The organism is Faecalibacterium sp. AM43-5AT, from assembly GCF_003603345.1.
Classification (GTDB): Bacteria; Bacillota; Clostridia; order Oscillospirales; family Ruminococcaceae; genus Faecalibacterium; species Faecalibacterium taiwanense.
Genome location: NZ_QVGZ01000001.1, coordinates 379,909 through 395,672, shown reverse-complemented (window position 1 = coordinate 395,672; position 15,764 = coordinate 379,909). Strand labels below are relative to the sequence as shown.

The 15,764-nt window shown below is 58.2% G+C and carries 10 protein-coding genes; all 10 read left to right on the top strand.

Annotation, left to right across the window (positions count from 1 at the left end):
• Nucleotides 1–115 precede the first annotated feature (115 nt).
• The 10 genes from DW937_RS02145 (at nt 116) to DW937_RS02100 (ending at nt 15,727) form a co-directional block, all read left to right on the top strand.
• Complete coding sequence (locus DW937_RS02145) at nt 116–2,416, top strand: ATP-dependent Clp protease ATP-binding subunit (protein WP_120119987.1); 2,301 nt, start codon at nt 116–118, stop codon at nt 2,414–2,416.
• Between the two features lie 204 nt (nt 2,417–2,620).
• Nucleotides 2,621–4,399 (top strand): hypothetical protein, encoded by a 1,779-nt coding sequence (locus DW937_RS02140; RefSeq protein WP_118526970.1) that lies wholly within the window; start codon nt 2,621–2,623, stop codon nt 4,397–4,399.
• Between the two features lie 132 nt (nt 4,400–4,531).
• Complete coding sequence (locus DW937_RS02135; protein WP_120119986.1) at nt 4,532–5,527, top strand: YegS/Rv2252/BmrU family lipid kinase; 996 nt, start codon at nt 4,532–4,534, stop codon at nt 5,525–5,527.
• Nucleotides 5,528–5,780: 253 nt separating this feature from the next.
• Entirely contained in the window at nt 5,781–6,068 is a 288-nt protein-coding gene (locus tag DW937_RS02130) for a co-chaperone GroES (RefSeq protein ID WP_005937287.1), read from the top strand.
• A 52-nt stretch (nt 6,069–6,120) separates the two neighbouring features.
• The gene (groL, locus tag DW937_RS02125; RefSeq protein WP_097777868.1) at nt 6,121–7,764 is read left to right on the top strand and encodes a chaperonin GroEL; all 1,644 of its coding nucleotides are present in this window, start codon (nt 6,121–6,123) and stop codon (nt 7,762–7,764) included.
• Between the two features lie 117 nt (nt 7,765–7,881).
• Nucleotides 7,882–9,477, top strand: coding sequence for a penicillin-binding protein 2 (locus DW937_RS02120; RefSeq protein WP_120119985.1), 1,596 nt, complete (start codon nt 7,882–7,884; stop codon nt 9,475–9,477).
• Between the two features lie 102 nt (nt 9,478–9,579).
• Nucleotides 9,580–9,831 carry a preprotein translocase subunit SecG gene (secG, locus tag DW937_RS02115; RefSeq protein ID WP_005937305.1) on the top strand — a complete coding sequence of 84 codons (252 nt, stop codon included), beginning with the start codon at nt 9,580–9,582 and terminating at the stop codon, nt 9,829–9,831.
• 166 nt (nt 9,832–9,997) lie between these two features.
• Nucleotides 9,998–12,118, top strand: a complete 2,121-nt coding sequence (gene rnr / locus DW937_RS02110; RefSeq protein ID WP_120119984.1) for a ribonuclease R — start codon at nt 9,998–10,000, stop codon at nt 12,116–12,118.
• A 104-nt stretch (nt 12,119–12,222) separates the two neighbouring features.
• The gene (locus DW937_RS02105; RefSeq protein WP_120119983.1) at nt 12,223–13,461 is read left to right on the top strand and encodes a glycerate kinase; all 1,239 of its coding nucleotides are present in this window, start codon (nt 12,223–12,225) and stop codon (nt 13,459–13,461) included.
• Nucleotides 13,462–13,861: 400 nt separating this feature from the next.
• Nucleotides 13,862–15,727 (top strand): diguanylate cyclase, encoded by a 1,866-nt coding sequence (locus DW937_RS02100; RefSeq protein WP_120119982.1) that lies wholly within the window; start codon nt 13,862–13,864, stop codon nt 15,725–15,727.
• Nucleotides 15,728–15,764 lie beyond the last annotated feature (37 nt).

Genomic DNA, 15,764 nt, shown 5'->3' with positions numbered 1-15,764 from the left:
TGCCTGCGGGTATCTCCTTTTTGTTTTCCCATCCCGACAGAAAGAGATGTTTTTTTTCTGTGCTTCGGGGCTATACTTCTTGTGAAAACGAATTTCATCAGCAAGGAGCGGGCAAATGAGTATTTGGGAAAAACTTGGCTTTGGCGGGTACAAGGGCTTTTCGCACGAGTCGGATCAGCTGCTGCGCAGTGCGGTGGAGCTTGCCGGGAACCTTGGCTGCGAAAAAGCCGATACCGGCCACCTGCTGCTGGCGATCCTGCAGCAGGATCACGGGGCGGCAGCACGGTTTCTGGAGGGCAAGCAGATCCGGGAACCGGAGGTGCGCCGTCAGCTGGCCGAGAGCCGCCGCGCACCGGCTTTGCATCTGGATCGCTACGCTCTTGCGCCGGACCTCAAGCGCACCATGGATTACGCCATCATCGGGGCACAGAACGCGCACCTGAACCGGGCCGAGCCGGAACATCTGCTCTGCGCCATGCTGGAGGATGACGGCTGCACAGCAGGCATCCTGCTGGCATCCATGGGCGTGCAGCTCACAGATGCCGTGCGGGAATGCCGCCAGCTGTCTGGGCAGTTCGTACTGCCGTATCAGATGCGGACCACGGTCAGTGCGCCGCGCGGCAGCCGCGCCAGTGATAAGTACTGCCGGGATCTGACCCGCCGTGCTGCGGAACGGGAACTGGACCCGGTGTTCTGCCGGGAAGCAGAGCTGGACCGCATGGTGGAGATCTTATGCCGCCGTCAGAAGAACAACCCCTGCCTTGTGGGGGAGCCGGGCGTGGGCAAGACCGCCCTTGCCGAAGGACTGGCCCAGCGCATTGCCACGGATCGTGTGCCCCGTGCGCTCAAGGGCCGCCGTCTGCTGGCACTGGATATGGCCAGCCTTGTGGCGGGCACCAAATACCGCGGTGACTTTGAAGAGCGGTTCAAGAACCTGCTGGAAGAGCTGGTGCGGGACGGCAGCTCCATTCTGTTCGTAGATGAGTTCCACACCATCGTGGGTGCCGGTGCAGCGGAGGGTGCCATCGATGCTGCCAGCATCTTAAAACCGGTGCTGGCCCGGGGCGAGATACAAATTATCGGTGCCACCACTACCGAAGAGTTCCGCACCCACATCCAGAAGGATGCCGCACTGGAACGCCGTTTCGGCAAGGTGCAGGTAGAGGAGCCTACGCCTGCGCAGGCGCTGGATATCCTCAACGGGCTTGCGCCGCGCTATGAGCGCTACCACAATGTCTGCCTTCCGCCGGAAGCGCTGCAGGCTGCGGTGGAGCTTTCGGTGCGGTATCTGCCGGGGCGCTTTCTGCCGGATAAGGCCATCGACCTTGTGGACGAAGCCTGTGCGGCGGCACGCATCCGGGCCGAGCAGGCAAAGCAGTCAAAGCCCACGCTGATGCCGGACGATATCGCCCATGTGGTGGCGCAGGCCAGCGGTGTGCCGGTGGAGCGGGTAGGTGAGCAGGAGCGGGAACGACTGGACAAGCTGGAAGAACGTCTCAACGCCGAGATCGTGGGCCAGAGCCGGGCTGTGGCTGCAGTGGCAGGTGCCATCCGGCGCAGCCGCACCGGTCTTGGCGAGCCGGGCCGGCCCATGGGGGCCATGCTGTTTCTTGGCCCCACGGGAGTGGGCAAAACGGCTCTTGCCCGGGCGCTGGCGGTCAGCTGGTTCGGCAGCGAAAAAGCCCTGCTCAAATTTGATATGTCGGAGTATCAGGAGCAGCACACCGCTGCCCGGCTGCTGGGTGCGCCGCCGGGCTATCTGGGCCATGACGAGGGCGGACAGCTGACCGAAGCAGTGCGCCGCCGCCCTTACAGTGTGGTGCTGTTTGACGAGATCGAAAAGGCACACCCGGACATTCAGAACATCCTTTTGCAGATACTGGAAGATGGCCAGCTGACCGATGCCATGGGCCGCAAGGCGGATTTCCGCAACACCATCGTACTGCTCACCTCAAACCTCGGCGCACGTTTTTTGGCGGGTCAGAGCACGCCGCTGGGCTTTGCGGCGGGCAGCGAAGCCGTGTTTGAAAAGCAGTCTGCGCAGGCCATTGAGGAGGCAAAAAAGTGGTTCCGGCCAGAGCTGGCAGGCCGTCTGGACGAGATGATCGTATTCCGTCCGCTGGCCGACGACAGCCTGTGCGCCATTGCCGAAAAAATGCTGTGCCAGCTGGAGCAGCGTGCCGCCCGCAGCGGCTACCAGCTGCATCACACACCGCGGGTAGGGCAGGCGCTGGCAGCAAAGGCCCGCTCTGCCTACGGGGCCAGAGAACTGCGCCGCGCAGTGGACAGGGCAGTGGAGCAGGCACTTGCGGATCAGATCGCATCCGGCACGGCCTGCGTGGGCCAGCACTGGACAGCGGACTGCTCGGCGGATGGTGCTATCGTCCTGCGGGAGGACGAAACCGCAACACTGTAAAGCATCTGAAGCTCAAAAGGACCGCCCTGAGTTACAAGACCCGGGGCGGTATTTTTTTGTCTGCAGGGGGCGGGCGGAAGCGATTCACGCAGGTTTTGGCGCGATTCACGCAGGTTTTGTTCTACTTTTTGCAAAAATATGGTATGCTTCCCTCAAAGCATACCCCCCCCCGTAAATAAAACGAAACAAAAAGGAGAAAACTGTATGAAATTGCACAAGCTTATCCAGCGCGCTTCGGCGGCAGTTGTGGCCTCGGCCATGATACTGTCGGTGACACTGCCAACATTGGCTGCGGCCCCGGACGGAACGGGCAATGCCGCTGCGGCAGATATGTTAAGTTTGACGAACGGTACTGCCGCTTTGAGCGAGGAAGATGAAGGGCAAGATACCGGGATCACCGTCAACGACCAGAGGGTGCTTGTCAACAGTACCAAGGTCGATAATATCCGGATTCAGTATACAGGTGGCACGGATGTCAGCACCCTGACGATCCTGCAGGCAGTTGCCGGCGATCTGACGATCAAGGTAGATCCTACCATCGCGGGCTATGTTGATGTAGTGATGAAAACAGAAAGCGGTGCAGCTGTCGGCGGAAAACTGACCGTGACCGGTGCACACAACGTGACCATAACCGGTGAAACCATGGCGGCAGATCGAGCGGATATTGGCGATATCAGCGGTGATCTGACCCTGATCGCAACGGGTGAGGGCGGCATGGCGATCCGTCAGTGGATATCGGTCTGCGTTTCTTCTAATAGTGGCGAAAAGGCAATTTATGTCGGCAGCAACAGAGAAACGGAACAGTTTGAAAGCCGTATGGGGGATCCTTTCGTATGCCGCAGTTGGTATCCTTCGGAAGCTTATATCAGCGTCCGGAAAGCAACTACCTACCCGGTAACAGTGCATGGAGGAAAACTCAGTAACTCTGAGAATAACACGACCTTTTACAAAGGTGAAACTGTACGGGTGAAAACCTCCCGGCCAGAAAAGGGCCTGAAATTCAACCGCTGGTTTTTCCCGGCTGACGTAGAAACTACCGATGACCCGACAGGAACGGCCTTTTTCTTTACCATGCCAGACCATGCGGTGGAAGTGACGGCAAATTGGGAACTTTACACCGGCAGCGAACCGACGGTGTTCTGGGAATATTACACGTATAGCGGTTTGCTTACCCCGGATAATACTCCGCAGAATCCGGCTGACATGTCAAACATGACCGTTTCCTATGACTCTGCAAGCAGGGCATACACGGTCGACCTTAAGGACGATCTTTGGAGCTCGGTGGATTTCAAAGGCAACGAAAATCCGAACATCGAGGTCAAAGGTGAACTGGGAAATTCCGTCCATATTTCCGGTGCAAACAATGTAAGCATCGATATTGATTCCCAGGAGAGGAGAACAGATCTGAATGTGGATTGCGCCGGTACGCTGAGGCTGGAAAATAAAACCGGGAAATCTCCTCTGAAACTAAAACTGACCTATAAGCAGGCCGAAGGCGTGGGCTACACTGTGGTGCTGGACGGCGAAAAACTGGAAGAAGCGCCTGCTTATGAAAATGCCATCGTAAGCCTGAACGAGAGCCTGACCATTATCCCGGACATCTCGGACCCCATCCCGGATGATTCCGGTGCGGGCGGCGACAGCTCCGATGCCGCAGGGGCTCTTGTGGCAGCAGCTGTTGCGGGTGCTGCTGTCTTTGGCGGCTACACCATCATCACGGAACTGATGCTGCAGGATCTTCTGCCCGAGGGCGCGGCGATCCCCAAAAATCAGGCCCAGCTGGCAAAACTGGTCTGGCAGACGGCGGGTTTTCCGGAACCGGAAAATGCTTCTGCCTTTGCCAATATGACGGACCCCGAAACAGCCAAAGCTGCACAGTGGTGCGTGGAGCAGGGCTATTTGGATGCGGATTTCGATCCCGACAGATGGACCCCGAAATTCAAGGTCATCCAGACATGGAATAAGGCATTCCCCAAACAGTAAACATCCCCCCGAAGGGAGCGGAGACATCCGCTCCTTTTTTGTGCGTACGGGGCAGGGACATTGTGAGATTGGCTCTTGCATCCTTTTGGTTTTCTGTTATCATAGAAGCAACAGAATTGCAGGAGGAAGTCCATGCGCACATTATTTCTTTTGAATCCAACTGCCGGTAAGGCCGATTGCACCCGTACGCTGCCGCAGCAGATCAATGCTGCCGCCGCGCGTGCAGGGCTTGCGCCGGAAGAATATACCATTCAGGTCACAAATCACGCCGGTCATGCCCGGGAGCTGGCCAATGCCGCTGCGCAGCAGGCCCGGCAGAGCGGGGAAGAACTGCGGGTCTTCACTGCCGGCGGCGACGGCACCTTCAACGAAGCGCTCACCGGGATCTATGGCTATGCAAATGCAGCCGTGGGCTGTCTGCCCTTTGGCAGCGGCAACGATTTTCTGCGCACCTTTGGTACAAAGGAAGAGTTTCTGGATCTGGATGCCCAGCTGGCCGGTGGGCCGGTGAGCATCGATCTGATGCAGACCAGCCTTGGCCTTTCGGCCACCATCTGCGCTGCCGGTCTGGATGCGCAGGTTGCCTACGGCATCCCGAAGTTCCGGCGCATCCCGCTGTGCGGCGGCGAGATGGCCTATGTGCTTTCCATTGTGGAACAGCTGTGCGGACACATTGGCCGCAGGGTGGAGTACACCATCGATGGTGAAACGCTGGATGTGGACTGCCTGATGTGTGCCATCTGCAATGGCCGCACCTATGGCGGCGGTTTCTGTGCAGCGCCGGAAGCACAGCCCGACGATGGTTGGCTGGATGTATATATCATCCGCAAGGTGAGCCGCGTGACCATTGCAAAGCTGCTGGGAATGTACAAGAGCGGCAAGCACTTCCAGAACGGTCAGCTCGTCAGGGCTGCAGAGCCGTATTTCATTTACCGCCGCGCAAAGCAGGTGAGCCTGCGCGCTGCGGATGGCCGCGGGCCGATCGTTGCCACGGCAGACGGTGAATGCGCACCCAAGGAGCAGATCACTGTACAGGTACAGCCGCTGGCAGGGCGCATCCTTCTGCCAAAGCCTGCTTTTGAGCGCTTTGCAGCGCAGAAGACGGCACAGAGTGCAGACCGAACATGAAAAACCAGAAGAAGAGACAGCTTTTTTGTCCAAGAAGAAAGCTGTCTCTTTTTCGCTGTACGGCTGATTTTTTCATCTGTCATAAATTCTTAACAAAAAGAAGCAAAAAAGGTCTTGATTTTTCGGGTCAAGATGAGTACAATACACTTAGCACTCAGAGAAATGGAGTGCTAAAGAACCAAAGGGCCGACATGAGGCCCTTTGGACACAGCAAAGTTTTAAATTATATTTTTACTATAGGAGGGCAAGAACTATGAAGATCATTCCTCTTGCAGACCGTGTTGTCATTAAGGCTGTTGAGGTTGAGGAGACCACCAAGGGCGGTCTGATCCTGACCGGCAGTGCTAAGGAAAAGCCCCAGGTGGCTGAGGTCATCGCTGTCGGCCCCGGCGGCGTTGTGGACGGCAAGGAAGTCAAGATGACTGTGAAGGTCGGCGACAAGGTCCTCACCAGCAAGTACTCCGGTACCGAGGTCAAGGTGGACGGCGAAGAGTGCACCATCGTCCGTCAGGGCGATATTCTGGCAGTCGTTGAGGACTGAGCGGTTTCCCCTCTGATATTTGAAAATTGAGCTTTAAAGGAGCGATTTGATTATGGCTAAGCAGATCAAGCAGGGCGAGGATGCCCGCAAGGCACTGTGTGCCGGTATCGATACCCTGGCAAACACCGTTAAGATCACCCTGGGCCCCAAGGGCCGCAATGTGGTGCTGAGCAAAAAGTTCGGTGCACCGGTCATCACCAACGATGGCGTGACCATTGCCAAGGAGATCGAGCTGAAGGACGAGTTCGAGAACATGGGCGCACAGCTGGTGCGTGAAGTCGCTACCAAGACCAACGACGCAGCAGGCGACGGCACCACCACCGCAACCGTTCTGGCACAGGCCATGGTCACCGAGGGCATGAAGAATGTCACCGCCGGTGCAAACCCCATGGATATCCGCCGCGGCATGAGCAAGGCTGTTGCCAAGGCTGTTGAGACCATCAAGGCTCACAGCCAGAAGGTGAAGGACAGCAACGATATCGCCCGCGTCGGCACTATTTCTGCAGGCGATCCCGAGATCGGCCGTCTGATCGCCGAGGCTATGGAGAAGGTCACCTCCGATGGCGTTATCACCATTGAGGAGAACAAGACCACCGCTGAGACCTACAACGAGATCGTGGAAGGCATGCAGTTCGACCGCGGCTACCTCACCCCGTATATGGTCACCGATACCGACAAGATGGTGGCTGATCTGGACAACGCCGCTATCCTGATCACCGATAAGAAGATCAGCGTGATTCAGGATCTGGTCCCTCTGCTGGAGCAGGTGATGCAGAACGGTCTGAAACTGCTGATCGTGGCTGAGGACATTGAGGGCGAGGCTCTGTCCACTCTGATCGTCAACCGCCTGCGCGGCACCCTGAACGTCTGCGCTGTCAAGGCTCCCGGCTTTGGCGACCGCCGCAAGGAAATGCTGCAGGATATCGCAACCCTGACCGGCGGCACCGTGATCTCCTCCGATCTGGGCTATGAGCTGAAGGATGCTACCGTCCAGATGCTGGGCCATGCCCGTCAGGTGAAGGTCTCCAAGGAGAACACCACCATCGTTGGCGGTGCAGGCGATAAGGATGCCATCGCAGCCCGCATCGCTCAGATCCGCAGCCAGATCGAGGCCGCTACCAGCGATTTCGACCGTGAAAAGCTGCAGGAGCGTCTGGCAAAGCTGGCTGGCGGCGTGGCCGTCATCAAGGTCGGCGCTGCTACCGAAGTTGAGATGAAGGACAAGAAGCTGCGCATCGAGGATGCTCTGAACGCAACCAAGGCTGCTGTTCAGGAAGGTGTTGTTGCTGGCGGCGGCACTGCTCCTATCAATGCGATCCCCGCTGTGCGCGAGCTGTGCGACACGCTGGAAGGCGACGAGCGCACCGGTGCCAAGATCGTTCTGAAGGCTCTGGAAGCTCCTCTGCGCCAGATCGCTAAGAATGCCGGTCTGGAAGGCAGTGTCATCATCGACAAGATCATCTCTGCCAACAAGCCCAACTACGGCTTTGATGCTCAGAACGAGGTCTTTGTGGACGATATGATCGCTGCTGGCATCGTTGACCCCACCAAGGTCACCCGTTCCGCTCTGGAGAACGCAGCCTCCGTCGCTGAGATGGTGCTGACCACCGAAAGCCTGGTCGCTGATCTGCCGGAACCCCCTGCTGCACCCGCTGCTGCAGGCGGTGACATGGGCGGTATGGGCGGCATGTACTAAGCAGCAGACGTGCTTACTCAATAAGTACCTTATGGAGACGGGATCTCTTCGGAGACCCCGTCTCTTTTTGTATAGAAACCACAGATGCAGCCCACTCTATCAAAAAGGGGTGAGCAGATGTCCGGCAAACGGGTATTGGCGTTGTATGCAGCTGTTCTGCTGGGGTTTGCGATAGTTTTGTGCCGCCTGTATTTTCTGGCAGAGAACCATACCTATGCTGCCCGGGCCGAAGCACAGAGCACGGTCCGGCTCTCGCTGCCTGCCCGGCGGGGCAGCTTCTACGACCACAGCGGCCTGCTTCTCACCGGGCTGGAAACGCGGTACCTTGCCCTCTGCTTCCCGGGCGAAAACAACTACACACGCCTGTATGCATTTACGGACAGTGCCGGGCAGGCACTTTTGTACCGGAACCGCAACCGCTCCGCACCGTTTCTGCTGGAAGTGGACCGCGACCTTTCCGGGCGCGGCATACGCTGCTTTGCAACGGCACGGCGCTGCGCAGAAGTTCCGCTGTGCCAGCATCTGATCGGCTATCTGGATGCAGAAGGCCGCGGCACTGCCGGGCTGGAAAAGGCGCTGGACAGCCAGCTGGCCGGGACAAAGGAGCATGACACGCTGGTGTGCGCGGTCACAGCACAAGGACGGCTGCGGGCCGGGGAAACACCGCAGCTCACCCGGCAGGACAGCAGTGCGGTTGGCGTGCAGCTGACGATCTCCCGCCCGGTGCAGCGTGCCGCCGAAGCGGTGGCCGCAGACACCATGACCAGCGGCTGCATTCTGGTTCTGGACACGGCCACTGCTGCGGTTCGCGCCAGCGTCAGCGTACCGGGCTATGACCCGGATGACCTTGCCGCAAGTCTGGATGCACCGGACAGTCCGTTCCTGAACCGCGCACTGGAAAGCTATGCTGTGGGTTCAGTGTTCAAGCCGGTGCTGGCTGCGGCAGCGCTGGAGCAGGGCATCCTGCCGGAGTACGAATGCACCGGTGCGGTGGTGGTGGATGGACAGATCTTCCGCTGCGCAGGCGGTGTTCCGCACGGAACGGTGGACATGACTGCGGCTCTGGAAAAAAGCTGCAACGGCTATTTTATCCGGCTGGGGCAGCAGCTGGGGGCAGAGACGCTTTTGCAGATGTCTCGGCAGCTTGGTTTCGGGCAAGAGGTGCCGGTGGCAGGTGCGCTGCACGCCGATGCCGGAAAGCTGCCGTCTGCCGGGGAGCTTGCCCAGAGCGGCCAGCTGGCAAATTTCAGCTTTGGGCAGGGCGGTCTGCTGGCATCACCGGTACAGATCGCCGCCATGATGAACACCATTGCTTCCGGCGGGGTGTACCGCACGCCTTTCTTTGTGTGTGGCTCGGTGGATGAAACTGACGGTACGCCGCTGGAAACGCTTGCACATCCGCAGTCAAGGCGGGTGATGAGTGCGGAAAATGCAGCGCTCCTACGTAAGATGCTGCAGCAGGTGGTGGAAGAGGGCACCGCACAGGATGCTGCCTGGCTGGAAGAAGGGGCTGGCGGCAAGACCGGTACCGCGCAGACCGGGCAGTTCACACCGGATGGCACGGAACGCAAAAACTTGTGGTTCGCAGGGTTTTACCCGGCGCAGCAGCCGCGCTACACCATTGTGGTGCTGCAGGACGGGCAGGTGAGCACGGAACATTCCAGCGCCGCCATCTTTGCCCGGCTGTGCGCAATGCTGGACCTTCTGGCATAAAAATGCACGGTTTCTGCTTGCTTTTTTGCGCTTGTTATGCTACTATATATTTGTATTTCTGCGTAGTTTTTGTTGAATTAAAATAAAGGAGCGTTTCAATCCATGTCTGTTATCGAAATTGTTGGCGGTGTGATCCTGCTGATCGCTTCGCTCGTCATCGTTTTCCTCACTCTCATGCAGCACACCCACGGTCAGGGCCTTTCCGGTGCCATCAACGGCAGTATGGGCGGCGCAAACAATGCCCGTTTGACCCCGGCTGATCAGATGCTGGCCAAGACCACCCGCATTGCAGGCATTGTTTTCTTTGTGGTTGCCATTCTGGCATGTCTGTTTGCAGGCCGTCTGGCAGGTTGACAAGGTTCGTGCAGCCCCGTGTAAAGGACGGGGCTGTTTTTCTGTGTTATGATAGGATGTCGGCGGCAGTCTGACCGCTGGGCAGGGTGGGGCAGCTGGCCCACGATTGGCAGCGCTGCGGCACGTTGGAGGCTGCGGCCATGGAAGAGCAAGGAGAAAAAATATTATGGCAATGCGCGATAAAATTGAGCACGCGATCCAGAATCAGCCGTGCACCGTCAAAGACCTCAAATCCAAATTCGGCGGGGACCGCGGCTCGGACCGCAAGGTGATGGAGGCTGTGGATCAGCTGGTGCACGAGGCGGTCATCTGCCAGCGTCAGGGCGTGTTCTTTACGGTGCGCTCCGGCCGTGCAGACAAGGCTCTGCTGTGCAAGGTGGTAAAACTGGGCAAGAATTTTGCCTTTGTCATGCTGGAGGACGGCACCAGTGATATCTTTATCCCGGGCCGTTTTACCCGCGGTGCCATGCCCGGCGACATGGTGCTTGTGGAAAAGTTTGAGCACCCCCGTGTGGAGGGCAGCGATGAAGGCGAGATCCTGGCCATTCTGGAAGAAAAGAACGATCTGGTGGGCACTGCCCGCCGCATTGAGGGCCGCCTGAAGTTCGTGCCGGACGACTGCCCGGCCATCTCCATGCAGTTGATGCGTGACTGCGAGGGCGGTGCAAAGGACGGCGACAAGGTGGCCGTGGAGATTCTGCAGCGCGGCAATCGGCAGGAAGATCACCGCGTGGGCGTTGCCATGCGGTTTGGCAGCTCGGACGAAGCAAAGCGCTGCGCAAAGGCCCTGCTCTATGCGCAGGATATCCGCAGCCGCTTCCCGGATAAGGTTCGTGAGGAAGCCAAGAAGCTGGAGAACGCTGAGGTCTCTGAAAAGGACGTCGAGGGCCGCATGGATCTGCGCGCCCTGCCCATCTTCACCATTGACAGTGCTGAGACTAAGGACATCGATGATGCCATCAGCCTGACCAAGACCCCGGAGGGCGGCTTTGAGCTGGGTGTCCACATTGCAGATGTTTCCAACTATGTCAAGCCCGGCAGCGAGCTGGACAACGAAGCATTTAACCGCGCAACCAGCGTCTACTATGCCGATCAGGTGGTGCCCATGCTGCCCAAGCAGCTTTCCAACGGCATCTGCAGCCTGAATGAGGGCGTGCTGCGTCTGGCCTTCTCCTGCCTGATGCATCTGGATAAGGATGGCAACCTGATCGATTACCGCTTTGTCAAGTCGGTCATCCGCAGCCGCGTCAAGGGCGTTTACTCCGAGATCAATGCCTTGCTGGCCGGCAGTGCTGACGACGAGCTGAAGGGCAAGTACCATGAAGTGCTCAGCCAGCTGCCCGCCATGAAGGAGCTGTACGGCCACCGCGCCCGCCTGCGCAAGGAGCGCGGCTGCATGGATATCGAGAGCGGCGAGGTGAAGCTGATCCTCGACGAGGACGGCCACTGCATCGATGTGAAAAAGCGCACCTCCGGCGAGAGCGAAGCTATGATCGAAGAGTTCATGCTGCTGGCCAACCAGTGCGCTGCCCACTTTGCCCGCGTGAAGCAGATCCCCTTCGTGTACCGTGTGCACGAGGAACCCAATGCTGAAAAGCTGGAGCGTCTGCACACTCTGCTGCAGGCCTGCGGCATCAACGATCACTTTGCCAAGGATGTGCCCACCCCCAAGGAGCTGAGCGCCATTCTGGAAGGTGTGCGCGGCGGCCCGTATGAGCAGATCATCAATACCGGTATGCTGCGCTGCATGTCCAAGGCTGTGTATGAGGAAAAGCCCAAGGGCCACTATGGTCTGGTGCTGAAGGACTACGCTCACTTCACCAGCCCCATCCGCCGCTACCCGGATCTGGCCATCCATCGCATCATGACCGCCCAGCTCAAGGGCATGGATAAGGATACCATGGTGCTGCGCTACAGCGACTTTGCCGAGAAGGCAAGCAAGCAGTCCAGTGAGCGCGAGATCATTGCAATGCAGATCGAGCGCAAGGCTGAGGACTGCTACAAGGCCGAGTATGCCCGCCGCCATCTGGGCGAGTGCTACGAGGGCCGCATTTCCGGCGTGACCCAGCGCGGCCTGTTCATCGAGTTGGAGAACGGTGTGGAGGGCTTTGTGCCGGCTTCCAGCCTGACCCCCTCCGGCACCATGCTCACCGAGGGCATCCGCCTGTCCGACCCCGTCTCCGGCAAGAACTGGAGTCTGGGCGACACCATGATGATCACCATTGTGCGTGCGGATGTGAACCTGGGCAAGATCGACTTTGAGGTTGCTCCGGCAAGCACAAAGTAAGCAAAAAAGATCAGAACACCTGTACTGCGTTTTCCTGCATAGGAAGAGACTGTACAGGTGTTTTTTGTCCGCGGACAAGAAGCGATGGAAAAGGGGAGAACGACATGCTGAAAAACAAAACACTGCGCAGAGATGCAGATGCCATCATCCGTGCCAGCCTGAACGCTGTTCTGCCGGACGAAGCGGTGCGCCGCGCGCTGAAAAATTTCCGGCCGCAGGGCGGCAGGGTGCTGCTGGTGGCTGCCGGTAAGGCAGCATGGCAGATGGCCCATGCGGCGGTGAAATTTCTTGGCCGGGTGGATGGCGGGGTGGTCGTGACCAAATACGGCCACGTGAAGGGCACGATCCCCGGCGTGGACTGCTGCGAAGCCGGGCACCCCGTGCCGGATGAGAATGGCTTTGCCGCCACCCGGAAAGCGCTGGAACTGGTGCAGGGCTTAACGGCAGAGGATACGGTGCTGTTTCTGCTGTCCGGCGGCGGCAGTGCACTGTTTGAGAAGCCGCTGATCCCCGGCGCAGAGCTGCAGCAGATCACGGGCCAGCTGCTTGCCAGCGGTGCCGATATCGTGGAGATGAACACCATTCGCAAGCGCCTGTCCGGGGTCAAGGGCGGGCGGTTTGCACAGAGCTGTGCGCCCGCGCAGGTGTTCAGCATCGTGCTCAGCGATATTCTGGGCGACCCGCTGGATATGATCGCCAGCGGCCCGGCAGTGCCGGATACCTCCACCTGTGCACAGGCCCTTGCCATTGCGGAAAAATATCACCTGCAGCTTTCGGCACAGGCCAAGGCTCTGCTGGCACAGGAGACTCCAAAGGTGCTGGACCGTGTTGCCACGCAGATCACCGGCAGCGTGCGGGAGCTGTGCAGCGCAGCAGCCAACGCCTGCCGGGAGCTGGGCTATGAGCCGGTGATCTTGACCGACAGGCTCTGCTGTGAAGCACGGGAGGCTGGCAGCTTCCTTGGTTCCATAGCCCGCACCCACGCGGGGCAGGGCAAAAAGCTGGCCTTTCTTGCAGGCGGTGAGACGGTCGTCCACCTGACCGGAACAGGTCTGGGCGGGCGCAATCAGGAGCTGGCCCTTGCTGCAGCACCAATGATCGCCGGGCTGGATGCAGCGGTCTTTTCGGTGGGCAGCGATGGCACCGACGGCCCAACCGATGCTGCGGGCGGCTACGTGGACGGCAGCACGGCCGCGGCACTGGCGCAGAACCAGCTGAACGTGTACGATGTGCTGCAGAACAACGATGCCTACCATGCCCTCAAGGCGGTGGATGGGCTGATCATCACCGGCGCGACCGGCACGAATGTCAACGATGTGGCCGTGGTGCTGATCGGGAATTAAGGATAGAACAAAGCCACCGGGAGTTCTCTGCAAAAGCGGAAAGTTCCCGGTGGCTTTTTGTGTGATACAGGAAATGGACTTTTTAGAAATTTCCCTCCGGTGCAGCAGACGGGGCGGTGATGTCCCGGTAAAAGACGGCCCACGCGGATTCCTCATAGGGCGCAGGAAGAAGCCAATGCGTAGCGGAACCTTGAACAGCATGCAGGCAATTGCCAGCGGGAAATGCGGAAAGTACTCGGCAGAACAGAGCGCCAGAAGGCTCCAAAGGCGGCGGAAGGCCGCTCTGTGCGCGAATCGACCGTTTTCAGGCGTGAATCGACCATTTCGTGCATTGACACCCATTTTTCGGAAATGGTATAATTTCTCTGGGAAGATATAAGAAAAGTAGAGGGAACAGCTTATGAAACAGCGGAGGAAGAATATCCTTCTTGGGGCAGGGCTTGTTCTGGTAATGCTGCTCAGTATTGTGGCATACAGCCGCTATACCCAGCGCCAGATCCACCACGAGAGCACGCAAAATCTGCTTTCCACCTATGGGCAGGTAAGCAAGACCTTTACCATGTTTGTGCAGCGCAACTGGAACATCCTTGAGATCTGGTCTGATGATCTTGCACAGCTGGCAGAGGAAACGAATACCGAGGTAAAGTGGCGCAGATATGTGAACGAAAAAGCCAACTGGCAGTACAGCGAGGTGGCCCTGTTCAACGCGGATGATCAGTTCTGGACGGTCAGCGGCAGACGGGGAGATGCCCCGCATATGCAGTCTGCGCTGGAAGAAGTATACACTATGGACGGCCCTATCGTGACCAGCTACATTTCCAGTAAGGGTGTGCGCAAGGTCATGTTTGCCCAGCAGATCGAGCCTGTCACGATGGATAGCGTTACCTATACCTCGCTGGCGATCTGCTACGATAACTCCGTACTGGAAAACATGCTGGGCGGCTTGGCTTATGAGGGACAGAGCGATTGCTACATTGTTCGCTCCAATGGCAATATCGTGCTTTCCACCGAGCCGAAGAGCGAGATCCCGGAGCAGATGACCAACCTGTTCGACTATCTGGAAGCAAACGTCAAGGCCGACCAGCCGTATTTTGACGAGATGCGCAAGAACCTGCCGCTGCAGTACAAAGGCAGTGTGAGCTATACCTTCAACCGCAAGCGCTACTATATGGTATACCAGCCGGTAGGTGTAAAAGACTGGGCCATCATCGGCATTGTGCCCACCAATGTGATGGACGCGGGAATGCGCCAGGTGCAAATGTTTACCATTGCACTGCTGGTAGTGCTGTCTCTGATGATCCTGGGCGGTATCGGAAAGATCTTCTATGATAAGGAAAAAACGCGAAAAGAAAAAGCGGAAGTGGAACGGATAGAGCTACAGCGCCGCAAGGAACTTACGGAACAGATGTTCCACGGGATGGCCCGCATCGTGGACCGGTTTGTGGTGTGTGATCTGGAAAATGACCACTATGAATACCACGAGCGCAGGGGAAAGGAGCTGTACCCGACCGAGGGCAGCTATCTGGATCTGCTCAGCTGGCTGTCCCGGCAGTATGCGATCCTGACCGACGGCGAGAACGCAAAGCTCGTGCAGATGCTTGCACCGGAAAACCTGCGTGCACAGCTCAAAGAGGAAAAGGACAGCATCAAGTTCGAATATGCCACCCGTGACCGCAAAAACTTTTTGATGATGACGGTGGTGCCTGTCGGCTGGCAGAATGGCCGTCTGACCCAGATCATAATGATCTCGCAGGATATGAGCGGCCAGCACATTCTGCAGGAACTTGCCAACACGGACGGCCTGACCGGCCTGCTGAACAAGCGCTATTTTGATGCTGTGACCCGTGCACTGGTCCACCAGGAACAGGCGTTTGTGCTGTTCTATCTGGATCTGGATCGTTTCAAGTCAGTCAACGATACCTATGGACACGAGGTGGGCGACAAGCTGCTGCAGGCGGTGGCAAAGCGCCTGCAAAGCTGCATCCGCAATCAAGATTATGCGTTTCGCATGGGCGGCGATGAATTTGCCCTGCTGACCATTGGCGCAATGTCCCCGGAAGAGGCCCACCGCAAGGTCGAGCTTATCTGTAAGACTGTTGCAGCACCCTATCATGTTGCAGGCAGTCTTCTGACGATCGGCACCAGCTGCGGCTTTGCCCTTTACCCGGAAGAAGGCACGGATACAGACAAGATCACCCGTCTGGCTGACCAGCGGATGTATAAGCACAAGCAAAAGAACCACGCCCTGCAGGATCATGGATCATAGGGGTAAAAAATAAGGTGCTGTCCGCACAGACAGCACC

What these genes read in the sequence shown, in the direction of transcription:
- DW937_RS02135 (WP_120119986.1), top strand. Translation starts at nt 4,532, where the DNA reads ATGCGCACATTATTTCTTTTGAATCCAACTGCCGGTAAGGCCGATTGC.
- groL (WP_097777868.1), top strand. Translation starts at nt 6,121, where the DNA reads ATGGCTAAGCAGATCAAGCAGGGCGAGGATGCCCGCAAGGCACTGTGT.
- DW937_RS02145 (WP_120119987.1), top strand. Translation starts at nt 116, where the DNA reads ATGAGTATTTGGGAAAAACTTGGCTTTGGCGGGTACAAGGGCTTTTCG.
- DW937_RS02120 (WP_120119985.1), top strand. Translation starts at nt 7,882, where the DNA reads ATGTCCGGCAAACGGGTATTGGCGTTGTATGCAGCTGTTCTGCTGGGG.
- rnr (WP_120119984.1), top strand. Translation starts at nt 9,998, where the DNA reads ATGGCAATGCGCGATAAAATTGAGCACGCGATCCAGAATCAGCCGTGC.
- DW937_RS02105 (WP_120119983.1), top strand. Translation starts at nt 12,223, where the DNA reads ATGCTGAAAAACAAAACACTGCGCAGAGATGCAGATGCCATCATCCGT.
- DW937_RS02130 (WP_005937287.1), top strand. Translation starts at nt 5,781, where the DNA reads ATGAAGATCATTCCTCTTGCAGACCGTGTTGTCATTAAGGCTGTTGAG.
- DW937_RS02140 (WP_118526970.1), top strand. Translation starts at nt 2,621, where the DNA reads ATGAAATTGCACAAGCTTATCCAGCGCGCTTCGGCGGCAGTTGTGGCC.
- DW937_RS02100 (WP_120119982.1), top strand. Translation starts at nt 13,862, where the DNA reads ATGAAACAGCGGAGGAAGAATATCCTTCTTGGGGCAGGGCTTGTTCTG.
- secG (WP_005937305.1), top strand. Translation starts at nt 9,580, where the DNA reads ATGTCTGTTATCGAAATTGTTGGCGGTGTGATCCTGCTGATCGCTTCG.